The sequence below is a fragment of the Pseudoalteromonas sp. APC 3250 genome, assembly GCF_030407915.1.
Taxonomy (GTDB): domain Bacteria; phylum Pseudomonadota; class Gammaproteobacteria; order Enterobacterales; family Alteromonadaceae; genus Pseudoalteromonas; species Pseudoalteromonas tetraodonis.
Map to the genome: position 1 here is coordinate 87795 of NZ_JASDCM010000012.1, position 22587 is coordinate 110381.

Sequence of the window (22587 nt, forward strand, 5' to 3'; positions counted from 1 at the left end):
TATACGCTCCTACTGTGAGATTGGAAAATTAACCACTTGATTGCGGCCATGTTGTTTTGCTAGATAGAGTGCCTTATCGGCACACTCAGTAAATGTTTCAGGGTTATGAACATCATCGGCAATATGAGTATAAACACCGGCACTAATGGTGTATTTAATCGTAGTACCTGCAACACTGACAGTGTTTTTTTCTATTGCGCACCGTATTTGCTCGGCAATAGCTAACGCACCTTGATTATTAGTATTGGGTAGCAGGACGACAAATTCTTCACCACCATAACGCGCCACTTCATCAAGAGGACGTTTTAATTGTTGTTTAATAACATCACAGACTGCTCGAATTACCTGATCGCCGGTTAAGTGGCCATACGTATCGTTGATTGCTTTAAACTTATCTATATCAAGCATAATGATGCTCAAGGGTGTTTGCTCACGGCGTGAACGGCGAATTTCCATGATTATTTTTTTATCAAAAAAGCGTCTATTTTTTACCCCTGTTAGAGCATCTTCCATATTGAGTTGTTCAAGCTCGCGGTTTTTATCTTCAAGTTCCCTAAGTGTGACTTGTAACTCAAAGGTGCGCTCATCAACTTGGTTTTCAAGTTCATGACGAGTGCGCTCTTGTAATTCAATCCGCTCATTTAAGAGCGCATCTTGCGCTGCACTTTTTGCAATCAATGCCTGTTGCGTTGTGACTTGCTCATCGCGTTGTAATATAAATAATTTTATGACGGTGTAGCTTAAACAAAATGAGCAGCTTAATGAGGCCGCGAAGGTGAGTATTAAGCTGGATCTAGTGACTGTATACAGGCCTGTTAACGCAACGGAAAAATGAATGACTACAATTAAAAAGAACCCGAGTGCCATTAATAGAGATTTATTGGGGCTCGTGGGGTTTTTTCGTAGATAAAATAATGTTGTGACAACATGATAACTTAAAATGACAGGAATGCTTAAAATAGCAAACAAAGCCACGCTTGGAGTAGGCAGCAACCCTATAAGTACAATAACCAATGCATATAAGGTGGTAATTATTGTTTGCCCTTTAACTAAGTTGGATTTAATGGGTATGCAAACATGGCGCTGTAAAGGAAGAAACAATACCGTGATCAGCATTAGCAAAATAGGCAGCATTAATTGCTGTAAGGCTGCTATGCTTGGAGGGGCATAACGAAACCCAAATCCGCCTAAATATGCTAAAAATAGGCTAAGCATCAGTGTAATCACACCGGCATAGGCAAAATAATGTTTACGTGAAAAAGCAAATAAAACCAAGCTACTGATAGCCAAAGAAAAAATAAATCCAATCAGTAATCCATAGTGCAAGTTAAGCATACTTTTATGGGCTAATAATGCATCTTGTTGCCATAAGGTGAGGGGGACGCGAAGCCCGATTCCCGCATTATTATTAACGTTAAGATAAACGGTGGTTTCGCTGTTAGCGGGAAGTGTTAATTTAACCAACAAAGACTCACTTTTAATCGCTCTATCAGATAAAGGAAGAGCATCACCAAGATGTTCCGATTTTAGTTGCTTCTCACCCATAAAGTGGTACAGGTATACATTGTTTAGAAGTGGGTTATCTAACGATAAAATTGGCTCTGTTGGCTTATTAAGATAATTATTTAGTTGAAATTGAATCCACACAGGGCGAGTTTCTAGGCCTAAATTAAGCGGTTTATTATTAAGTGACTGCCATTGTTGTAAGTTGCTTTGTTGTGCATCTTCTAATGAATTTGGGGTAAATGAATAATGAATAGACTCTATTTTTTTTGAACTAAATTCGCTATTTATATCGATTGCAGTTGCAGGGAAACAGGATGTAAAAAACACCATGATGAATGCCAGCAAGGTGCTAAAGATGCGCATTATTTTTTCTCTAATCCAAATAAGCGATTAAAGTTTTCACGAGTATGTTTTGCCACTTCAGATGCTGGAATGCCATAAAGCTGAGCAAGCGTGTCACACACATAATGCAGCAATGCTGGCTCGTTTCGTCTTGATTTTGGCTTTGGTTTAACTGTACGAGGAATTAAAAAAGGCGAATCGGTTTCTATTAATAAACGTTCAATAGGAATACTCGGTATAAGTTGTTGTAACTCCTCGCCACGTCTTTCGTCACATACCCAGCCGGTAATACCAATATAAAGTCCTAAGTTTAAGTAACCTGAGAGTGCTTGTGCATTACCTGTAAAGCAGTGCAGTACACCGCGAACAGTAAATTCTTTTAAAATAGTGAGCATATCTTCACTGGCATCACGTTCATGCAAATAAACAGGCAAGTTGAGTTTTTCAGCTAATGCGAGCTGACGACGCAAAACAGCACGTTGTATATCTCTAGGGGAAAAGTCGCGATTGTAATCTAGTCCGCATTCACCTATGGCAATAACCTGCTCATTTTGAGCGAGCTGAGTAAGTTGTTGCTCAAGCTCAGGGGTTGCTGTTTTAGCGTCATGAGGGTGAATACCAGCGGTAGCATATTGATTATAGTGCGCAGCAAGTGCTAATGATTCTTCACTGGAGCTGATATCACAGCCAATAATCAGCATTTGGTTTACGCCCGCATCTTTTGCTCTGGCGAGCACCTCTTGATGCTGACCATCAAATTGATGATTAGTTAAATTTACGCCAGCATCAATTAACGTGTATTGCATTACTGAGTACGTTTTACACGAATTGAACGGTTTTGATCTGCTTTTTTAAGTAAAAAAGAGTTGAATACGCCACGGCTAATAATAACGGTATCACCTTCGTCTAATCTTAAGCTATCTGAACCAATTTGACGCCATTGCTGGTTATTTTCTAAGGTAATGATTAGCTCACCATAAGGTGCTTTTTTAACAGATGAAATCTTTGAAGTAATAGACTCTTCACCATTTTCCGCAATTTCTTTATGCTCTAAACCAAACTCTTTTGCTTTAGTGGCCACAGGCGCTGTTGCAGCGGGAGCCTCAGCTTTTACATTTGTTTGTGCCGATTTGCTTAGCTGGCTTTGTGCTGGTTGTGTTAATGACTTTCCGGCAATGGTGTTGTCGTAGCATAGTAAACGATTAAAGTCGTTTTCAATAAAACTACAGGCTTGCAAAGCTTGCTCATTAATAGGAGTAGCGGCTAAAACCGGTACGCTGACTAAAGCGAGTAAAGAAAGTAAATGCTTGTTCATATTATTCCTCAGATTCTTGTTGTGGTTTTGCGGTATAAAATTTAGCTAAAATTAAACCAAGCTCAAATAAAAGCAGCATAGGTAGTGCCAATAGGGTTTGTGAGAGCACATCAGGTGGCGTTAAAAACATTGCCACTACAAATACGCCAACCACTATATAGGGACGCTTTTCTTTTAGACTTTGTGTGGTTGTTGCACCGCTCCAGCAGAGCAACATAATTGCAACTGGGATTTCAAATGCGATCCCAAAAGCAAAAAACAGCTTGAGCACAAAGCCTAAATAACTACTTATATCGGGCGCAAGCGTCATCATTTGCGGCCCTACACTGGTGAAAAACCCTAAAATTATAGGTAGCACCACAAAGTAACAAAAAGCAATGCCACTATAAAATAAGATAATACTGGAAGCCAATATGGGCATCAGCATTTTCTTTTCATGTTGATATAAACCCGGGGCTATAAACCCCCAAATTTGATGCAAAATCCAAGGAATGGCAGCAAATAAAGCAACAAACAACGTCAGCTTAAAAGGGGCAAAAAACGGTGCAGTAACATCCGTTGCAATCATAGTGGCTGTACTAGGTAAATGAGCAACTAACGGAGCGGCTACAAAGGTATAAATATCGTTTGCAAAGTAAATTAAGCCAATAAAAATCACTAAAATACTTAATAACGATTTAATTAGCCGGTCACGCAATTCAATTAAATGAGCGACAAACCCTGATTTTACTTCCTCAGTCATTGTGTTTTATACCGTGTATTAAGTGCATGAAAAAAAGAGAGTGCTATGTTCACTTTGAGTCATCTGTTTGTTGGCTATTTGATGCTGGCGTTTGATTTTTTTTATAGCTATGGGTGACTGATTGCGCCGCTTGTTGTAGCTCAGAAACAGAGTTTTGTAGGTCAGGACTTAAATCTTTAAGGCCTTGTTGCTCTGCTTTTTTTAGATTTTCGTGTAGTTCATGCACACGAAGCTCCTCGCTCACCTCCGCTTTTACGGAATTGGCCATTGCTTTAGCTGTTTTAACCCAACGGCTCACAGTTCTAATAGCGACAGGTAAACGCTCAGGACCAAGCACCACCAAACCGACAATAAATACAACAACAAGCTCCCACATTCCCATGCTGGTTAAACCTTGTCGTTGTCTTTAGTTTTGCTAGTTGTACTTGAATCGATTGGTGTTGATTCTGATGATTTTTCAATGTGTTCTGTTTTATCTTCGCTAGCTTGTTTTTCAGCATTTTGGTCATCAGACATAGCTTTTTTAAAGCCTTTAACTGCGCCACCTAAATCACCACCCATACCGCGTAGTTTTTTTGTACCAAATAAAAGTACAATGATTGCAAGTACAATTAATAATTGCCAAATACTAATACCACCAAAACCCATGGTTTTCTCCTGCTTTTAAGCCATAAAATAATAAGGTTAAGTGCTGATTATACGCCCAAAGTGGCAAATAGCACTTAGTTTATGAGCGGCGCCAAGCCGCTATAAAGCCAATAACAGCACAGCTTAAGACAACGCCAGCAGCGATTAAGTTGTGTTGTAAATAAAATAAAGCTGAGACAATCATCGCAGCACTACTAAACAGTCCTAAAACCAATGGTTTATGTGAAACCTTAATTTCAGGTGCGTGAGAGTGTGGTGCTCGCTTTAAATTTTGATAAATTAAATCGGGTAGTTCAGGCATTTTTTCTGCCCAAAACGGTAAGTTTGCATACATTTGCTTTAGCACAGACAGCGGGCCCACTTGTTGTTTAACCCAGTCTTCTAAAAATGGTTTTGCTGTTTTCCACAAGTCCAGTTGTGGGTATAGCTGACGACCTAAGCCCTCAACATACAACAAGGTTTTTTGTAATAATACGAGTTGCGGTTGAACCTGCATATTAAAACGACGTGCGGTATTAAATAAGTTAACCAATACATGACCAAATGATATTTCAGCTAGTGGTTTATTAAAAATAGGCTCGCACACGGTGCGAATAGCAAATTCAAACTCTTCAATGCTGGTATCAGGTGGTACCCAGCCTGAATCAACATGTAGCTGTGCTACTTGGCGGTAGTCGCGGTTAAAAAAGGCAATGAAATTTTCAGCTAAATAGCGTTTATCTTCTTTGTTAAGAGTTCCAACAATACCGCAATCTATACCAATATATTTAGGATTATGCGGGTTTTCGCGTGACACAAAAATATTACCCGGGTGCATGTCAGCATGAAAAAAACTGTCGCGGAATACTTGAGTAAAAAACACTTCCACTCCGCGTTCTGCTAATAACTTCATGTTGGTGTTTTGTGCCATCAACGCTTCAGTGTCCGAAACCGGAATACCGTAAATACGCTCCATAACCAGTACATTACTGCGGCTATAATCACTATATACTGTTGGAATGTATAACGATTCTGAACCTTCAAAGTTACGCTTTAATTGAATACCATTAGCGCCCTCACGCATTAAGTCGAGCTCATCGAGCAATGTTTTTTTATACTCTTTAACCACTTCCACTGGGCGTAATCGCTTGGCTTCGTTAATTAACTTACCGACAACCTTAGCCAATTTTTCCATTAGTGCTAAGTCAGCGTTGATTTGTTGCTCAATATTAGGGCGAATAACTTTAATAACAACATCTTGCGATTCACCTTGAGGATCAACAAGGGTAGCAGTATGCACTTGAGCAATTGAGGCCGATGCCAAAGGTATTTGTGAAAATTCACTAAATAGCTGGCTAATATCATCTATTTCTAATGCTTTTTCGATGATTCTCTGGGCTAGTTCACCTTCGAACGGTTCTACCTGATCTTGTAAAAAGGCTAATTCTAAGGCGATATCATGAGGCAGTAAATCGCGCCGAGTTGAAAGCATTTGGCCAAACTTTATCCACACAGGGCCAAGTTGTTGTAGTGCTAAACGAAGTCTTAAGCCAGGAGGTTTATTTTTGTGTTGGTTGCGCAACCAAAACAAACTGCCACGAGCAAGTTTAGCAAACCAAGGTACTTTATGTTTGGGTACAAGCTCATCAAGTCCGTAGCTAAGCAGGGTTTTAGTTATGTAATACAGTCGGGCAGTTGACACAAAAAATCCTTAGCGCGTTAAAGTGCTTTAATTAGGGCGTTAATGCGTTGCTCAATGGCAGCAACTTGGCTTTTTAGTGCTCTATTTTGTTGTTTAAATTGCGCAAGCTCTAATGGGTGAATTGTAATTGCCAATTCATCTTGGAACAGGCTAATCAAGATGCTATCGAGCTGTGATTTTGCTTTTTTACCTTGCTGCTTAAACGACTGAAAGTGCAAATAAAGTTGCTGTGCAGGTGCATCCCCAACATACTTTGCTAGTTGCTCTGGCCAATCAATGTCTAAACTTGAAAAGGCGGAACTATAATTTTGAGCTATGTTTAAATCCCCTTGCAAATCAAGTTTGTCTTGACGTATAAGCTGGGTAAGCATGGCTGGATTTTTAAGAGCTAACAAAGTGTTTATATTGGCACTGATCATACAGTCAGCGTCAGCATGTGCTAATGCAGTGTAAAGATGTAGCTGCTGATTGGCATAAGTAATGGCTATTTTTTGCTGCCAATCTCTAACTTCAACTAATAAACGCTGATGTTCTACCGCTTTTAGCTTATCGATTAAGCTCGGGTCGAGTTTAAGCGCTTGATTTAATACTTGTTCAATAAGCGAAAGCACAAAGCTCGGTAGCATAAAAAAACTGCTTTCAGCCGATTGTTCTTTATTGTTTTCTTCAAGCGCCATAAATTACTAACCTTAGTATTTAAACCCACGGTGAAGTGCAACAATGCCGCCTGTAAGGTTTTGATAAGTTGCTTGTTCAAATCCTGCTTCGACCATCATCGCTTTTAGCGTTTCTTGATCTGGATGCATACGAATTGACTCAGCTAAATATTGGTATGATTCACTGTCGTTAGCAACCAACTTACCCATAGTAGGTAAAATGTTGAAAGAGTAAAAATCATACGCTTTGCTCAACAATTCTTGCTCTGGTTTTGAAAACTCAAGAATGAGTAAACGACCACCTGGCTTTAAAATACGATACATAGAGCGCAGCGCTTTATTTTGATCCGTCACATTACGTAAACCAAAAGCAATCGTAATTAAATCAAAGCTATTATCAGGGAAAGGCAAGGCTTCGGCATTCATTTGTACGTAATCAATGTTGCCTACAAGGCCTAAGTTATGCAGCTTTTCGCGGCCTACTTTTAACATTGAAGAGTTTATATCACCTAAAACAACCTGACCGGTTTCGCCAACAAGCTGGCTAAACTTTGCAGTTAAATCGCCAGTACCACCGGCTAAATCTAATACATGATGACCTTTACGAATACCTGAGCTGGCAATTGTTTGACGTTTCCATAAACGATGAATACCAAAAGACATGAGATCATTCATAACATCGTACTTTGTCGCAACAGAATGAAATACATCAGCAACCATAGAAGCTTTTTCGGTTTCGGCAACAGTTTTATAGCCAAAATGCGTGGTCTTTTCAGGGTTCTCGTTCATGATTAATCTCTATCGTGGTAATAAAGACTAGTGTACTTGATTGTGCACCAAGGGTGCAATTTGAATATGATTTATCAGTTAATTTTATTGTTTGAACAGTGTACTGGGTTATTGAGAAGAGCGTGACTTAAAAGCGGCGTTTGAGGCACTTTTAACCAGCTGGTTAAAGTCGCCTTGTTGTTGCTCAGTGATCCCTAGTGAGAGAGAAATGGGGGGTAGTTTTAGATCGCTTTTTGAACTAATAAAACGTAGCTTTTCAACTCCGCTTATAACTTTTTGTGCAATAAGGTTAGCGGTTTCGGGCTCTATGTTAGCAAGTAAAACGATGAATTGATCTTTTGCAGAGCGCCCAGCTAAGCCACTTTGCGAAACATATTTTTGCACTTGCTTAGCCACTTTATTTAAAATCACTTCGCCAATGGCATCGCCAAAATTATTAATAAAATGCTCTAAATTATCAATTTGAATGGCAATAGCTGAGATTGATTTGTCTTGTTTTAACCATAACTGTGTTTGTTTGGTTAAATAATGGCGTTTATATAAGCCAGTTTGTGGGTCAATCACATGTTGTTTGCGTAAGGTATTAAGTTGTTTTTTAGTTGCTTCGTGTAGTTTTTTGGCCTGACTTAGTTGGTGTTTAAATTGTGCTTGTTGCGTTAATAAAAGCTGAGTTTGTTCATTAAGCCTTTCTAAAGCAATACGGCTGTTGCCAATATTATTTTCATCTAGAGAGTGCATACAGTCATTAACATGACCTGCAAAGTCATTTAGCTTTTTTTCGGTCTGTTGAGCATTTTGCGATAGTGAATTGATCACGCCATTGACGTTTTCAATCATTGCTACTTCGGTTTTATGCCCTTGATTTAAATATTCAAAATAGAGTTGTTCAATAAACAGCTCATCAATATTTTGATGGGCATCTATGGCATCATCAATGGCATTATTAAGCGCAAAATGGATTTTACTAATGTATGTATACACAACTTGAAAATTTAAGGGGGTAGGAGGCAAAACATGATGCTCTAAAAACATACATACTTTTGTCATTTTTTCTTGTGCTAAAGCCATGGAATCATGGAACATCATTTGCAATTACCAACCAAATACGCATAAATGCTGATTTATAAAACTCGTCCAATGAGGCAATTTGCTTCCAAGCAACGATACAATAATCATTATATCCGTTATTTAAAAGTAAAATGAGTCGTAGTTGGCTAAAATAGCACTATAATTTCAATAACCGTTGTTTTTCTGAGCAATTACTCTAATTGTTAAGTATTAACTTAAGTTAATACAATGTCTCACGGGCGTATATTTTGCGCAGTTGGTCGTATATCTATTTGCTATTTATCTAGGCTACGATAGGTTTATCACATCTGTAATATTACTAAGATCAATCACTATGAATTTATCTCTTTCAAAACAAATGCGTCTTTCCTTATTAAGTGTCACTTTAATGTGCTCACTAAGCGCGTGTCAGCTCACCGCAATTAATGCGGATCAACAATTTACGCAAGCGGCTGAAAATATAGTACAGCATCGCCAAAATGTTAGCCCGTATAGTAACCCCGAAGGAGTTGATGGCTACTTATTACCTAATTTGTCAGCTGAATTTTTAGCGCAGCAATATCAAAAAAACACGCAGCTATTAGCAGATTTAGATGCCATAGATATAAGTAAGCTCAGTGATGAAAACCAAATTAACTACAGTATTATTCGAGCGCAAGTGCAAAATAGTGTTGATGAATATGTATTTAACGCACATTACATGCCTTTAACGTCAGAGTATGGCTTTCATTCAAGCCTATCGTTTATTGTTAATAGCTCTGATTATAAAACTGCACAAGATTATCAACACTATTTAAAGCGATTACAGCAAGTGCCGCGCTTTTTTGAGCAAAACATAGCATGGATGCGTAAAGGATTAGAGGTTGGTTTAACTCAACCCAAAGCGGTGTTAATTGGTTATCAAGACTCGATTACTGCTTACATTGTTGATGACGTTACACAATCTGAATTTTATAAGCCATTTTTAAACAATACCGCGGGTTTAAGTGATAGTGAATTTGCAGATTTGCAACAACAAGCTAAAGCAATTATCAGTAGCCAAGTTATTAATGCCTACAAAGACTACTTAACTTTTTTTAATAACGAATACTTACCAGGCGCACGTAGTGATATTGGTATTTCGTCAACACCGAATGGTGAGGCCTTTTATGCAAATCGTGCTAAATATTACACCACCACACAAATGACCCCAAAAGAAATACATGAGCTGGGTTTAGCGGAGGTTGCGCGCATTCGTAGTGAAATGGAAGCGGTTATTAAAGAAGTAGGTTTTAAAGGCACGTTTGCAGAATTTATCCACTTTTTACGAACAGATCCGCAGTTTTACGCCACAACGCCTGAGCAATTATTAAAAGAGGCCGCGTATATTGCCAAAAAAATGGATGCGCAGTTGCCTAAATTATTTCATACCTTACCGCGCAAACCTTATGGCGTAGCGCCGGTGCCTGCCAATATTGCTCCTAAGTACACTACTGGGCGCTATTCAGGTTCGAGCCGTGATGATCAAGCCGGCTTTTATTGGGTGAATACCTACGCTTTAGATAAACGACCACTCTATGCTTTAGAAGCATTAACTTTGCACGAAGCTGTTCCGGGTCATCATTTACAAATATCACTCAATGCAGAACTTGAAAGTTTACCTAGCTATCGCCGTGATGCGTATTTATCAGCGTTTGGTGAGGGCTGGGGACTGTATTCAGAGTACTTAGGCGTTGAAGCGGGTTTTTATCAAGACCCGTACAGCAACTTTGGTCGTTTAACCTACGAAATGTGGCGTGCTGCACGTTTAGTGGTTGATACGGGTATGCACATGTACGGCTGGAGTCGTGAGCGTGCAATGAATTTTATGGCCGATAATACGGCGCTTTCATTACATAATGTAAAAACAGAAACCGATCGTTATATTTCATGGCCAGCTCAAGCGTTGTCATACAAAATTGGTGAGTTAACAATTAAACGTCTGCGTGCAGAGGCCGAGCAATCATTAGGTCAGCAGTTTGATATTCGTGAGTTTCATCATCAAATATTGCGCCATGGTTCAGTGCCTTTGTCGGTGCTTGAGCAGCAAATACGTTTGTATATACAAGCAGAATTAGCAAAAACAGATAGCTAATAGCGCATTATTTTGAAACTATAAAAGCGTGGTGTTATTTAATGACATCACGCTTTTTTAGCATTTAAGGATAAGTAATGAGTCAATTTATAATGTTCAGTATCGATGTGTTTGCCAGCTTATTTATTGTTGTATTTGGATTGCTGGTTATATTAATTGCTATTTTTTATGTTCGAGATGTTACCCAAACAAAGCATGCTATTAGGCGTAATTATCCAGTAATTGGACGTTTTCGGTACTTTTTTGAACGCCAAGGTGAGTTTTTTCGTCAGTATTTTTTTGCTCTCGACCGTGAAGAAATGCCCTTTAATCGCGCCGAACGCAGTTGGGTATATCGGGCTGCTAAAGATGTTGATCATACGGCTGCTTTTGGTTCAACCCAAAGCTTAGAAACGACAGGCACCGTAATGTTTATGAACTGCGCATTTCCTACCTTAGATGAAGAAGCCCTAGCGCCTAGCAACGTAACGCTTGGGCCTTATTGTAAATTTCCTTACACCACAAATTCGTTATTTAATATATCGGGCATGAGCTTTGGCGCGTTATCCAGTCCTGCTGTACGTGCACTCTCAAAGGGGGCAAAATTAGCCGGTTGTTGGATGAACACGGGAGAAGGCGGACTTAGTCCGTATCACTTAGAAGGTGGTGCCGATATCGTGTTTCAAATTGGTACGGCTAAATATGGTGTACGCGACGAGCAGGGAAATTTAAGCACAGAAAAACTAAAAGCCGTTGCTGCACACCCAGCAGTTAAAATGTTTGAGCTGAAAATGAGCCAAGGTGCCAAGCCAGGTAAAGGCGGTATGTTACCTGGGCGAAAAGTGAATGCTGAAATTGCTAAAATAAGAGGCATACCTGAGGGGCAGGATTCAATTAGCCCAAATGGGCACCCAGAAATAAAAAATCCAAACGATATTTTAGACATGCTCACCACGATAAGAAGTACAACCGGTAAACCGACAGGCTTTAAAGCGGTAATTGGTGAACATGCTTGGTTAGAAAGTTTATTTGCCGAGATAAATCATCGTGGTATTGAGTCTGCACCCGACTTCATTACCATAGATAGTGCTGATGGTGGTACCGGCGCTGCGCCTCAGTCTTTACTCGATTCGGTGGGGTTACCGCTAAAAGAAAGTCTTCCTTTAGTTATTCAGTTACTAAAAAAGCATGGCCTTAGAGAGCGAGTTAAAATTATTGTCTCTGGCAAATTAATTGTGCCCTCAAAAGTTGCGTGGGCATTAGCACTAGGTGCCGACTTTGTTGTGTCTGCACGTGGACATATGTTTGCACTAGGCTGCATTCAGGCTATGCAATGTAATAAAGATACCTGCCCCACAGGAATTACTACGCATAATGAACGTTTACAGCGTGGTTTAAATGTTGAGGATAAAGCGCAGCGGGTCGCAAATTATAATAAATACATTCATTACGGTGCGGGGCTTATTGCACATTCTTGTGGCGTTACCAGTGCTCGCGAATTAAAACGCAAACATGTGCGTATAGTGCAAGAGAGCGGTCTTTCTGAGCCACTAGATAAAATGTACGAGCACTATCATTAAATATAGCTTAAAAGGCGCTTAAAGCGCCTTTTTTAATAAAATAAAGACTTAGTTTAGGGTCAAACAGACCCTAATTTAAATGGCTTATTAGCAAGCTGAAAAACGCGTCTTTAGTATCGCAAGTGTGGGCATTTAAAATCAATTGCTCACCCAGTGCTAATGTTTGTTTTTGTACGTTTAACCGTGCGGCCTCATCGGTAATGCCTTCTATATCAATTACATTAGCAAGGCCTATAGTGCGTCTAATTAGCTCTATGCCACAGTAGCCAATAGCATCTTGTAAAACATGTTTCATAAAATACTCTGCGTAGCCTGAAGCTTTAAGTGTCTCATCAGTTGTTTGCTTATTTATGAGCTCAAACCACTGTTGTTCAAATGTGGCGTAGCATTCAACCAATGTACTTAATAAATGGGTTTGATAATTACGACGTGCTACAAAGTCGTCAATGCGACCGTGCTGAGCACAGTAATTTAGTAGTAAGTTACCGATAAAAGATCCAATATCAAAGCCAATAGGGCCAAAAAAGCCAAACTCAGGGTCGATCATTTTAGTGGTAGTTTGATTAACAAAAATACTTCCGCTGTGCATATCGCCATGCAACAAGGTTTGTGGGTTCGATAAAAAGTTAGCTTTTAGCTTTGCTACTTCAAGTTTTAATGCCCCGTTTTTACGAATAGCCTCAACTTCAGTTTGTAATTGTGCCGGATAGTTGTTGCGTTCATGCTCTGTGTACGGATCGCTAAAAAATAAATCTTCAGTAATTTGGCACAATTCAGGGTTAGTAAATTGGCTAATACGTGCTTTTTTATCTTGCGCTAATAAATAAAAGTCAGAGTTATAAAAGCCCGTTTGGCTTAAATACACAGCTACGTGGTGAGCAAGGTTTGAAAATTGTTCAGCATTATTTTGCGCTGTTCGCAAAATTTGCATATCACCTAAATCTTCTAAAATGGTCAGGGCTAAGTCTTTATTGTAATGTAAAACAGTAACCGTATGCGCAGGGCAAATAGCCCCATGATTAAGTAAAACTTCTGCCTCAATGCGTGCTCTATCAAGTGTTAATGGCCACGACTCACCTACACAACGCGCATACGGTAAAGCTTGCTTTAATATAATACTGTTGTTTTGCTCATCCGTAATTCTAAATACTAAGTTGAGATTACCGTCACCAAATTCATAAGCGGTAAGCGCTTGCCCCGGCTTAAAAAAGTCGTATTGATTAGATTCAATTAACGAATTGATGTAATTAATAGCGTGCTGTGCATTAAAAGCAACATAGTTAGTCATGGTTTTATTCTCAATAAAGATGCATTTAAGCATTCTATACTTTTAAATGTTTAGATGTCTATAAGTCCAACTTGAGAGTTCTTCAAAGTGGTGTAAAATAACCCTACGCACTTCTAATCTTTTAAGCCTTATGCAAAATTTAATCGCAAGCAGTTTAAAATATGAAAATAGTACGCTGAGCGTACTTGATCAATATTTGCTTCCTCATCAACAAGTGTGGCATGAATGCCACACTGTAGAGACAATGAAAGAGCTGATCATCAGCTTAAAAGTGCGTGGTGCGCCACTTATAGGCTTAGGGGCCAGTTTATTAATTGCTTATTTAGCTGAGCAAGGTATGACTAGAGACGCGCTTGCAACCGCCATAAATGAGCTAGAAGCCACTCGCCCAACAGCGGTTAACTTAATGCATTGTATGGCGGCGTTGCGCCAAGCGCTTAAACAAACTGATTATGTTGCCAGTATTGTTGCAACGGCTGAGCAGTTATTTATTGAAGACATTGAGCTATGTGAGCGTATGGCAACACGTGGTGCCGAGCTAATAAATAGCGGCGACAATATATTAACTCACTGTAATACCGGCGCTTTAGCCACTGCGGGCATAGGTACGGCATTGGGTGTTATTTATAAAGCACAACAAGTCCATGGCAATGTCCATGTGTGGGTGGATGAAACACGCCCCTTACTGCAAGGCGGGCGTTTGACCGCGTTTGAATTGGAGCGTTGGCAAATACCTTACACGCTAATTTGCGATAATATGGCGGCCAGTTTAATGGCTGCAGGTAAGGTAGATAAAATTGTTGTAGGGGCTGATCGTATTGCTGCTAATGGCGACTTTGCCAATAAAGTCGGTACTTATAATTTAGCGGTGCTTGCGCATTTTCATAATATTCCATTTTATGTGGTGGCACCGGTTACTACGCTTGACGTAAATACTGCCCAAGGTAGCGATATAGAAATAGAGCAACGTAATCCACAAGAAGTGCGTGGTGTTAGTGGTAGTTTTGGCGAGGCATTGTGGGCTCCCACTAATGCTAATGTATATAACCCCGCATTTGACGTAACACCCGCAAACTTGGTTACTGGGTGGGTGTTAGATACCGGTGTTTATAACCAAAGTCAGGTAGAAAGTGGCGTGCTTTTAAAGCTGAAGTAATTTTGCGATGCGTTTGGTCCACGTTATGTTTATTAGTGTGGACCAGGGTTTTGAATGATTAAATTACGGTAATAATGGAAATTGCTCTGCAATCGGTGATTCCGTGCTTTGTGCTACCCAACCTTGTGTATTGTTAAATAGACGAATAGCGGTAAATTCTGGGTCGCTACCCATATCAAACCAATGAGGGGTCAGCTTAGGTACTGAGATCAAATCGCCTTGTTGACAAAGTACTTGGTACACTTTACTGCCAATGTGTAAGCAAAATAACCCTTGGCCTTTGACAAAAAAGCGTACTTCGTCTTCGCTGTGAGTGTGTTCAAATAAAAATTTTTTGCGCAATTCTGAAGCATCAGGGTTGCCTTTAGCTAGTGATATAACGTCAACAGTTTGATAGCCGCCTTGCTGTTTTAAGCGTTCAATATCGCCGCTGTAGGCAGTTAAAATATCATTATTGCTGGTGCTTTCAGTGATCTCGGTATTTGCCTGCCATTGCTCAAAACGCACATTAACCTTAGCAAGTTCAGCGGCAATATTTTGAACGTCGCTACTGGTCAGCAGTGCATTATTGGCGTCAGAATCTGCAAAAATAGTGAGTTGGCTCATGCTAAATGCTCCGCTTTAAATTGGCTAAAATCGTTAATGTAGCTGTGCTTTGATGAGCTTTCTTGCCCATCGCGAATTAAATGTAAAGTTTTAAGCCCAACGGTTTTTGCAGCATCAAGCTCTGCAACTACATCACTTAAAAACAATACTTCGTCTGGGTTAAAAGGCAATTGCGTTATTATGTTTTCATAGGCGCTTGGCGCTTGTTTAGCGCCTACTTTGGTATCAAAGTAATCACTAAATAGTGAGCGAATATCGCCAAAGTCAGAATACTGAAAAATTAAATGCTGTGCTTTCACAGAGCCCGACGAATAAACGTATAACTGTTGGCCAGCTTGCTTTTGTTGTTGTAAAAATTGATAAGCATCTGGGTATAAGTGACCAGTAAAATCACCGTTTTCATAGCCTGTTTGCCAAATTAAACCTTGTAATTGTTTAAGTGGCGTTATTTTTTTATCTTCTTCAATCCAAGTAAGTAAAGTGCTAATAACGGTGTCGATATCGGCATTAGGCTCGTTAATTTCAGCTTTTACAGCGCTAATTTGTTCTGCTACTTCAGGCTGTTCTGTGTGACCGCGCACAAATGCAGGCAGTTGTTGTGCGGCATAAGGAAATAGCACATCTTTTACAAACGAAATACGCGTAATAGTGCCTTCAATATCAGTTAGCAATGCTTTGATCATAGTGCGGTTCCTGTTATTTTTAAGCGTTCTAGCTCGCAACTAAATAAAAACTCTAATGCCTCTAAATGGCGGCGAACTTCATCAATGTTACGGCCAACAGCATATAAACCATGACCTCTGATCAATACGGCATGCTTAATTGGTGAGTGTAAGTGATGGTCGCTCACAAGTAGGCTTAAACGGTCTATATCTTGATCGTTATCGAAAATAGGGATGGCCAGTGATTCTAAGTGCGATGTAATACCGCTGAGCGCTTTTTGCATCTCGTAGCCGGTTAGTTCAAGCTGATGGCGTTGAATAATATTTGAAAGTACAGTTGCCGCTACCGAGTGAGTATGCAAAACATATTGCGCGTCAGGAATAAGTTGATACAAGCTCAAATGCAGTTGTGTTTCGGCTGAGGGTTTTATTGCCCCTGCAACACGCTCACCTAAATGATTTAATTGTAGAAAATGCTCAGGCATTAACGCGCCTTTGTCGTGGCCACTGGCTGTGACTACAAAGCCCGTACTGGTGCGAGCTGAAAAGTTTCCACCTGTTGCGGGTACCCAACCTTTTTGACTGACCCATTTTCCGGCTTCAATAAGTTCTGAAATAGCGGTATTGTTTTGCATACATTCCTCACTAATGAGCATAAAGCTATTTGTTTTAGACGGCTATACTTCTGTTTTAAGCAATGATAGCATCGCTTTGGGCGTAAAACCATCATTAAGGGTAACCAGTGTTTGAAAGTAAATTGCCAAATTTAGGCACCAGTATTTTTAGTCAAATGACTGCTTTAGCAAATCAATTCGAAGCGATTAATTTATCGCAGGGTTTTCCTGAGTTTGATGCGCCTGAGCTACTTAAAAAACAGCTTAATCATTATGTGCTTGAAGGAGTTAATCAATATTCACCTTCATCTGGTGTACCGCGCCTGCAGCAACAAATTGCCCAGTTAGCAAAACGAAAATATGCGGTTGAAATAGATGCCGCGCAGCAAGTAACGGTAACCTCAGGGGCAACCGAGGCGCTGTTTGTTGCCATTCAAGCGCTAGTGCGCGAAGGTGATGAAGTCATTGTATTTGACCCTGCTTATGACTCTTACCAGCCAGCGATTGAATTGGCCGGTGGTAAGTCAGTTAATATTGCTCTGCATGCTCCGAGTTATGTAATTGACTGGCAAACGGTGGCTGCGGCTATTAATAGCAAAACGCGGGCTATTATTATCAACACTCCACATAACCCAAGTGGTAAAACGTTAAAACAGCACGATATTAATGCCCTAAAAGCCTTAGTCATCGAGCATGATTTATACCTGATAAGTGATGAAGTATACGAGCATATTACTTTTGATCAGCAACCACATTTAAGTGTGTTACGAGATGAGGAATTGTTTGCTCGCAGCTTTGTGATCTCAAGCTTTGGCAAGACTTTTCATAGCACTGGTTGGAAAATGGGTTACTGCATCGCACCCGCTACACTTGCGGTCGAGTTTCGTAAAATTCACCAATATGTGACTTTTTCAAGCTTCACGCCTGCGCAACATGCACTCGCCGATATGTTAGAACAGCAAGGTGAGCATGTGGATGCGCTAAGTGAGTTTTATCAACAAAAACGCGATGTGCTCAGTAATGCTCTACAAGATAGCCGCTTTAGCATTTTACCAAGTGAAGGCACCTACTTTTTACTGCTTGATTACAGTGATGTATCGGATTTAAATGACGTAGAATTTTGCCAATGGTTAGCAGAACAAGCAGGCGTTGCAGCCATTCCACTGAGCGTGTTTTATCAGCAACCAAGCAATGATAAAGTTATTCGTTTATGTTTTGCTAAAAATGATCAAACCTTAATAGAGGCGGCACATATTTTATGTCAACTCTAACCTTCGCATTATTACAAAGCTCGCTGCATTGGCTCGATAAAAAAGCCAATTTAGCTATGTTTGAAAAACAGCTTGCTAATATCACCAATCAACCTGATTTAATTGTACTTCCTGAAACCTTTGCCACTGGATTTGCGGTTAACCTTGACTGTGGCGAAGCTGAAAATGGCTCAGTACTGAGTTGGCTCAAGGCACAGGCAAAGCACTATAATGCGGTAATTGCAGGCTCGGTATTGGTAACCCAAGGAAGTAAAAAAGCGAATCGGTTTTACTGGGTACAACCAAATGGAGAAGTGAGCTATTACGATAAACGGCACTTATTTTGTTTAGGTAACGAAGGCGAGTTTGTAGTGGCAGGACAAACGCGTGAAGTGTTTGAACTCAATGGGTTTAAAATATTGCCACAAGTATGCTACGACTTACGGTTTCCGGTGTTTCAGCGCAATAACAATGACTACGACGTGATGATAAATATTGCCAATTGGCCAGCAGCAAGGCGCAATGTATGGGACACTTTATTAATGGCACGAGCAATGGAAAACCTATGCTACGTGGTTGGCGTAAACCGGGTTGGTGAAGATGGCAATGGTATTGACCACAGTGGTGGAACTGCAGTGTATGACTTTAAAGGTGAGCCACTGATTAAAGCGAATGACGACCAGCAAGCACTACTAACAATCATGTTAAATAAAGCGCCGCTTGATGAGTTTAGAGCTAAATTTCCGGCACATTTAGATGCTGATGCTTTTACATTGGTATAAATTAGCGCCCAGCCGATAAAGTGCTAAAATAGCCGCTGATATTTTTATTGGCGGCTTTATGAATACAACCCTTATTACACCGGTAATTTTAGCTGGCGGCATTGGCACACGGCTTTGGCCGCTGTCGCGCCAAGCAATGCCAAAGCAGTTTTTATCTTTGCTTGATAATAAAAACCAGCAGTCGTTATTGCAAAGCACGTTAGTGCGTGTTGCAACTGAGGACTTTAATCCCGCTATTTTGGTCTGTAATGAGCAGCATCGATTTATTGCCGCGCAGCAGGCAGCATTTGCAAAGCCCCATGCCATAGTACTTGAGCCAGAAGGCAAAAATACCGCACCAGCCATTGCCCTTGCCGCGCACTATGCATTAAAAAATAATATTACAGGTCCTTTGTTGGTGATGCCTGCCGATCATTATATTGAAGATTTTACGCCATTAACTGCTCAGTTATCTGATGCGGTGACACTGGCTGAGCAAGGTAAATTAGTTACATTTTCAATTACGCCAACAGAGCCGCATACCGGTTATGGCTATATCAAACAGGGCACAGCAATTATAGGTACTGCTTGCTTTGAGGTAGACCAGTTTAAAGAAAAACCTGATTTAGCAACTGCATCAACCTATTTAACTGAGGGCGGTTATAGTTGGAACAGTGGAATGTTTTTATTTACTCCCGCTGCATATCTAAAAGAGCTGGAACGCTTTGCGCCAAAAATAGCTAAAAGTGTTGCTAGTGCCACTGATTTTAAACAAGACTTAGCGTTTACAAGAGCAAATACTCATGCACTTGAATCTTGCCCAAGTGACTCGATTGATTATGCTATTTTAGAGCGTAGTAATAATGTGGTGGTAATGCCCGTTGCATTAAATTGGAGCGATGTGGGTAGTTTTTCTGCACTCGCAGCGTTGAGTAAAAAAGATCCACAGGGTAATAGCCCACACCAAGAACATATCGCCCAAAACAGTAGTAACAACTTAGTTATTAGCGAAGATGGACACACAATAGCGACGTTAGGGGTAAGCGATTTAGCGGTTATTCATACCCACGACGCCACTTTAATTGCTGATCAAAATGCGCTTGATGCCCTCCCGTTATTACTCAAGCAATTGACAACAACACATAATAACAAACTGACACACCATCAGGTGGTTTACCGCCCTTGGGGAAATTATCGTACGCTGGTAGAAAGTATCGGTTTTAAAGTAAAAAAAATAACCGTTAATAGTGGGGCTAGGCTCTCAACGCAGCGTCATCAGCATCGCGCTGAGCATTGGGTTGTGGTGTCGGGCACTGCAGATATATGTATTGACCAGCAAAGCTTAACGCTGACCCATGACCAGTCTTGTTATATTGCTGCAAAACAGCTGCACAGTTTAGCGAATAATCAGCCCGAGCCCTTAGTTGTTATTGAAGTGCAAACGGGTGCCATTTTAGATGAAAGCGATATAGAGCGATTTGACGATATATACGGCAGAAAATAACAGTATAAATAGTGAAAATGCTTGATTATTTGTCACTGCAGTAAAACTTGGTAGCCCGTAGCCCGTAGCCCGTAGCCCGTAGCCCGTAGCCCGTTTTTACCCTAGTCCTTGCCGTACATACTTTAAATACGCCTCTAAACTGTGTTGCCACAGTGTGCTGGCTTCATTTAACGAGTTATTTAATGGTTTTTTATCTAGTAAGCGTCGCTCAATTTTTTTTAGAGCTAGTCCATAGCTATTAAAACCAAGTTGCATAGCGGTGCTAGCTTGGCGATGTAATAACTTAATGCATTGCTCGGTGTCTTGCTCTAATAAAGCTTGGCAACGGCTCAGCTTATTACGAGCAGAAAGAATAAATTCATTATAGATAGAAGATACTTCATCAATACTAAAAGAGCTTGTCAGGGTGTCTGTTGCGGTTTCATCGTATAACGTATCAATCAGCTCGACAGCAATATTAGCTGTTTGTGTTGACTGTGAATCACTCAATGCTTGGCGTAGTTTCTCTTGCTTTAATGGCTTGCCAACAATGTCTTTAATACCCAGTGCTAAGTATTCTTTTATTTCATCAGGGCTCAAACTGGCAGTAAAGGCCAGCACCGGCGTTCGCTGATTTTTATGCTCCACCCGTTTGAGAGTTTTTAGTACCTGTTGCCCTGTTAAATCGGGTAAGTTCATATCAAGTAGCACCACATCAAAGTGGTATTTTTTCATCAACTCAATCGCACTTTTGCCATCTTTAGCGAGCTTAATTTTATGCTCGTCGTCAGCCATAAATTCAACGGCAATTTTTTGGTTCAGATCTAAATCTTCAACAAGTAATACATCGAGTCCGGTTAAATAGTCCTTACTTTGATGGCGTTGCTCTACGAGACTAAGCTCACCAATAGCTAACGTCATGTTAAAGCTAAATACACTGCCTACTCCCAGCTCACTGGTAATTTCTAGCTGGCTATTAATTTTATCGAGAAGGCGACTGGTTATAGCTAGTCCTAGACCTGTTCCGCCTTTTTCTTTACCGGCACTGCTTTGAATGTAGGGCTCAGTTAAATAATCAATTTCATCTTTTTCAATACCAGGGCCTGAATCGAGTACGCTTACTTTAAGGGTATGATCTAGCTGGGTTTCATTAATTAAGTCTATTTGTACTTTTACCATCCCCGTATCGGTAAATTTAATCGCATTACCGACAAGGTTAATAATAATTTGTCTGAGTTTTTGTTGGTCGCAGTAGTAACAGGCTTTGTCGGGGATATTACAGGCGAGCTCAAATTTAAGTTGTTTTTGTTCGGCCAGAGGGCTTAACAGCAAACATAAGTTTTGCAGCCACGTTTTAAACTCTATGTCTTCTTCGTACAGGGCTTCGTCGTGCTGATCTAAGCTTGCATATTCCAGCACTTTATCTACCAGTAAGTTGAGTGACTCAGCTGAGTTGATAATGGCCTCACAATAGGCTTTGTTACGGCTGTCGCTGGTTTGATTTAATACCAGTTGTGCACTGCCTAATATGCCGTTTAGTGGTGTGCGTATTTCATGGCTGATGGTGGATAAAAACAGTCCGCGAATTTCTAAATCTTTATGAGCTTTTTCGGTGAGTTTATTAAGTCGTAATTCCCTGCGCTCATTACATAACAACGCCATACCTGCAGCATAGAACATGGGGGCAATAACACTATTTAAAAATAACAGTGAGTTAAACCATGAATTTAAAATGGCATCCTGTTGTGCAATGTCATCCATAAATAGGCTTCGGGTAATAAAACTTGCTGCAACTAAAGTTAAAATAATTATGTAAACAATACTGGCGTTAGGGTAGGGTTTTCGCGCATATTTTATAAATATAAATAATAAAAAAGTGGCCTCTACAATATGCTGCAAATCAGAAATATATACCCGTGAGCGCATTGAGGGCTGTAAAAATGTGAAATAAACAAGCAGCAAAGCGCTGAGCGCTGTAAATAGGCAAACAAACTTAAGGCCACGACCATGATAATTTAAAAATTGACTCAGTGACAAACAATGCACAATAGAGGCTAAAAACATCATGTTATTAGCAAGGGTAATGGCAATCTGATCAGGAATTTTGCCTATTAGCGCAAAACTAACAATGGCAGCTAATAGCAGTAAAGGATAGAAAATATAAAGTAACGTGCCGGGAACATGCTTATTGGTACGCCAGGTTAAAAAGTTCAGTAGCGTCATCACTGTCATAACGGCGATACTGGCAAAATAAAGCGTAAATGAGTCGAGCATTAAGACCCCAATAGCGTTTTTTAAAGAAGATATAAAAACAGGCACTTAAAGTGCCTGTATGGTATTTATTCAAA

The 22587-nt window shown here is 40.2% G+C and carries 21 protein-coding genes; 6 read left to right on the top strand and 15 right to left on the bottom strand.

Annotated elements, in window-relative coordinates:
* Positions 1-9 precede the first annotated feature (9 nt).
* The 10 genes from QL986_RS13050 to QL986_RS13095 form a co-directional block, all read right to left on the bottom strand.
* Entirely contained in the window at positions 10-1869 is a 1860-nt protein-coding gene (locus tag QL986_RS13050) for a diguanylate cyclase (protein ID WP_290191616.1), read from the bottom strand.
* Positions 1869-2654, bottom strand: coding sequence for a TatD family hydrolase (locus tag QL986_RS13055; protein ID WP_013466204.1), 786 nt, complete (start codon positions 2652-2654; stop codon positions 1869-1871). The genes QL986_RS13050 and QL986_RS13055 overlap by 1 nt, the downstream gene beginning before the upstream one ends.
* Complete coding sequence (locus QL986_RS13060) at positions 2654-3163, bottom strand: hypothetical protein (RefSeq protein ID WP_028834691.1); 510 nt, start codon at positions 3161-3163, stop codon at positions 2654-2656. Before QL986_RS13060 ends, QL986_RS13055 begins: the two co-directional genes overlap by 1 nt.
* 1 nt (position 3164) lies before the next feature.
* Entirely contained in the window at positions 3165-3905 is a 741-nt protein-coding gene (tatC, locus tag QL986_RS13065; RefSeq protein WP_028834690.1) for a twin-arginine translocase subunit TatC, read from the bottom strand.
* A 49-nt stretch (positions 3906-3954) separates the two neighbouring features.
* Positions 3955-4287: a Sec-independent protein translocase protein TatB gene (gene tatB, locus QL986_RS13070; RefSeq protein WP_028834689.1), complete on the bottom strand. Its 333-nt coding sequence runs from the start codon at positions 4285-4287 to the stop codon at positions 3955-3957.
* A 5-nt stretch (positions 4288-4292) separates the two neighbouring features.
* A complete protein-coding gene (gene tatA, locus QL986_RS13075; RefSeq protein ID WP_290191617.1) occupies positions 4293-4553 on the bottom strand; it encodes a Sec-independent protein translocase subunit TatA in 261 nt (86 codons plus the stop codon).
* Positions 4554-4632: 79 nt separating this feature from the next.
* Positions 4633-6234 carry a ubiquinone biosynthesis regulatory protein kinase UbiB gene (gene ubiB, locus QL986_RS13080; RefSeq protein WP_290191618.1) on the bottom strand — a complete coding sequence of 534 codons (1602 nt, stop codon included), beginning with the start codon at positions 6232-6234 and terminating at the stop codon, positions 4633-4635.
* Positions 6235-6251: 17 nt separating this feature from the next.
* On the bottom strand, positions 6252-6911 hold the full coding sequence (locus QL986_RS13085; protein WP_290191619.1) for an SCP2 sterol-binding domain-containing protein: 660 nt from the start codon (positions 6909-6911) through the stop codon (positions 6252-6254).
* Positions 6912-6923: 12 nt separating this feature from the next.
* On the bottom strand, positions 6924-7679 hold the full coding sequence (gene ubiE / locus QL986_RS13090; RefSeq protein ID WP_008108541.1) for a bifunctional demethylmenaquinone methyltransferase/2-methoxy-6-polyprenyl-1,4-benzoquinol methylase UbiE: 756 nt from the start codon (positions 7677-7679) through the stop codon (positions 6924-6926).
* A gap of 108 nt (positions 7680-7787) precedes the next feature.
* Complete coding sequence (locus QL986_RS13095) at positions 7788-8747, bottom strand: diguanylate cyclase (RefSeq protein ID WP_064662687.1); 960 nt, start codon at positions 8745-8747, stop codon at positions 7788-7790.
* A gap of 334 nt (positions 8748-9081) precedes the next feature.
* Here QL986_RS13095 and QL986_RS13100 point away from each other — a divergent pair, with 334 nt between their 5' ends.
* Together QL986_RS13100 and QL986_RS13105 are read left to right on the top strand one after the other, a co-directional pair.
* Positions 9082-10860: a DUF885 domain-containing protein gene (locus tag QL986_RS13100; protein WP_290191620.1), complete on the top strand. Its 1779-nt coding sequence runs from the start codon at positions 9082-9084 to the stop codon at positions 10858-10860.
* A 77-nt stretch (positions 10861-10937) separates the two neighbouring features.
* Positions 10938-12419, top strand: coding sequence for an FMN-binding glutamate synthase family protein (locus QL986_RS13105; RefSeq protein ID WP_016899068.1), 1482 nt, complete (start codon positions 10938-10940; stop codon positions 12417-12419).
* Between the two features lie 70 nt (positions 12420-12489).
* On the opposite strand, the gene mtnK is transcribed toward QL986_RS13105, so the two are convergent.
* Entirely contained in the window at positions 12490-13707 is a 1218-nt protein-coding gene (gene mtnK, locus QL986_RS13110) for an S-methyl-5-thioribose kinase (protein ID WP_290191621.1), read from the bottom strand.
* A gap of 130 nt (positions 13708-13837) precedes the next feature.
* On the opposite strand from mtnK, the gene mtnA reads away from it, so the two are divergent.
* On the top strand, positions 13838-14863 hold the full coding sequence (gene mtnA / locus QL986_RS13115; protein WP_290191622.1) for an S-methyl-5-thioribose-1-phosphate isomerase: 1026 nt from the start codon (positions 13838-13840) through the stop codon (positions 14861-14863).
* A gap of 63 nt (positions 14864-14926) precedes the next feature.
* On the opposite strand, the gene QL986_RS13120 is transcribed toward mtnA, so the two are convergent.
* Genes QL986_RS13120 through QL986_RS13130 form a run of 3 tightly spaced genes read right to left on the bottom strand, consistent with a single transcriptional unit; the run spans position 14927 to position 16766 of the window.
* Positions 14927-15469, bottom strand: a complete 543-nt coding sequence (locus tag QL986_RS13120) for an acireductone dioxygenase (protein WP_290191623.1) — start codon at positions 15467-15469, stop codon at positions 14927-14929.
* Positions 15466-16152 carry an acireductone synthase gene (mtnC, locus tag QL986_RS13125; protein ID WP_290191624.1) on the bottom strand — a complete coding sequence of 229 codons (687 nt, stop codon included), beginning with the start codon at positions 16150-16152 and terminating at the stop codon, positions 15466-15468. The genes QL986_RS13120 and mtnC overlap by 4 nt, the downstream gene beginning before the upstream one ends.
* Complete coding sequence (locus tag QL986_RS13130; protein ID WP_013466190.1) at positions 16149-16766, bottom strand: methylthioribulose 1-phosphate dehydratase; 618 nt, start codon at positions 16764-16766, stop codon at positions 16149-16151. The genes mtnC and QL986_RS13130 overlap by 4 nt, the downstream gene beginning before the upstream one ends.
* A 107-nt stretch (positions 16767-16873) precedes the next feature.
* Between QL986_RS13130 and QL986_RS13135 the strand changes: the two genes are divergently transcribed.
* Genes QL986_RS13135 through QL986_RS13145 form a run of 3 tightly spaced genes read left to right on the top strand, consistent with a single transcriptional unit; the run spans position 16874 to position 20260 of the window.
* Positions 16874-18016 (top strand): methionine aminotransferase, encoded by a 1143-nt coding sequence (locus tag QL986_RS13135; protein ID WP_290191625.1) that lies wholly within the window; start codon positions 16874-16876, stop codon positions 18014-18016.
* Positions 18004-18777: an amidohydrolase gene (locus tag QL986_RS13140; RefSeq protein ID WP_290191626.1), complete on the top strand. Its 774-nt coding sequence runs from the start codon at positions 18004-18006 to the stop codon at positions 18775-18777. The genes QL986_RS13135 and QL986_RS13140 overlap by 13 nt, the downstream gene beginning before the upstream one ends.
* A 58-nt stretch (positions 18778-18835) precedes the next feature.
* Positions 18836-20260: a mannose-1-phosphate guanylyltransferase/mannose-6-phosphate isomerase gene (locus QL986_RS13145; RefSeq protein WP_090495071.1), complete on the top strand. Its 1425-nt coding sequence runs from the start codon at positions 18836-18838 to the stop codon at positions 20258-20260.
* Between the two features lie 96 nt (positions 20261-20356).
* Here the strand turns inward: QL986_RS13145 and QL986_RS13150 are convergent, their stop codons facing one another.
* Positions 20357-22513, bottom strand: coding sequence for a response regulator (locus QL986_RS13150; protein WP_013466186.1), 2157 nt, complete (start codon positions 22511-22513; stop codon positions 20357-20359).
* Between the last annotated feature and the right edge of the window lie 74 nt (positions 22514-22587).

Coding starts and splice junctions, on each gene's coding strand:
- QL986_RS13050 (WP_290191616.1), bottom strand. CDS start 1,869: ATGCGCATCTTTAGCACCTTGCTGGCATTCATCATGGTGTTTTTTACA.
- QL986_RS13055 (WP_013466204.1), bottom strand. CDS start 2,654: ATGCAATACACGTTAATTGATGCTGGCGTAAATTTAACTAATCATCAA.
- QL986_RS13060 (WP_028834691.1), bottom strand. CDS start 3,163: ATGAACAAGCATTTACTTTCTTTACTCGCTTTAGTCAGCGTACCGGTT.
- tatC (WP_028834690.1), bottom strand. CDS start 3,905: ATGACTGAGGAAGTAAAATCAGGGTTTGTCGCTCATTTAATTGAATTG.
- tatB (WP_028834689.1), bottom strand. CDS start 4,287: ATGGGAATGTGGGAGCTTGTTGTTGTATTTATTGTCGGTTTGGTGGTG.
- tatA (WP_290191617.1), bottom strand. CDS start 4,553: ATGGGTTTTGGTGGTATTAGTATTTGGCAATTATTAATTGTACTTGCA.
- QL986_RS13085 (WP_290191619.1), bottom strand. CDS start 6,911: ATGGCGCTTGAAGAAAACAATAAAGAACAATCGGCTGAAAGCAGTTTT.
- ubiE (WP_008108541.1), bottom strand. CDS start 7,679: ATGAACGAGAACCCTGAAAAGACCACGCATTTTGGCTATAAAACTGTT.
- QL986_RS13095 (WP_064662687.1), bottom strand. CDS start 8,747: ATGGCTTTAGCACAAGAAAAAATGACAAAAGTATGTATGTTTTTAGAG.
- QL986_RS13100 (WP_290191620.1), top strand. CDS start 9,082: ATGAATTTATCTCTTTCAAAACAAATGCGTCTTTCCTTATTAAGTGTC.
- QL986_RS13105 (WP_016899068.1), top strand. CDS start 10,938: ATGAGTCAATTTATAATGTTCAGTATCGATGTGTTTGCCAGCTTATTT.
- mtnK (WP_290191621.1), bottom strand. CDS start 13,707: ATGACTAACTATGTTGCTTTTAATGCACAGCACGCTATTAATTACATC.
- mtnA (WP_290191622.1), top strand. CDS start 13,838: ATGCAAAATTTAATCGCAAGCAGTTTAAAATATGAAAATAGTACGCTG.
- QL986_RS13120 (WP_290191623.1), bottom strand. CDS start 15,469: ATGAGCCAACTCACTATTTTTGCAGATTCTGACGCCAATAATGCACTG.
- mtnC (WP_290191624.1), bottom strand. CDS start 16,152: ATGATCAAAGCATTGCTAACTGATATTGAAGGCACTATTACGCGTATT.
- QL986_RS13130 (WP_013466190.1), bottom strand. CDS start 16,766: ATGCAAAACAATACCGCTATTTCAGAACTTATTGAAGCCGGAAAATGG.
- QL986_RS13140 (WP_290191626.1), top strand. CDS start 18,004: ATGTCAACTCTAACCTTCGCATTATTACAAAGCTCGCTGCATTGGCTC.
- QL986_RS13145 (WP_090495071.1), top strand. CDS start 18,836: ATGAATACAACCCTTATTACACCGGTAATTTTAGCTGGCGGCATTGGC.
- QL986_RS13150 (WP_013466186.1), bottom strand. CDS start 22,513: ATGCTCGACTCATTTACGCTTTATTTTGCCAGTATCGCCGTTATGACA.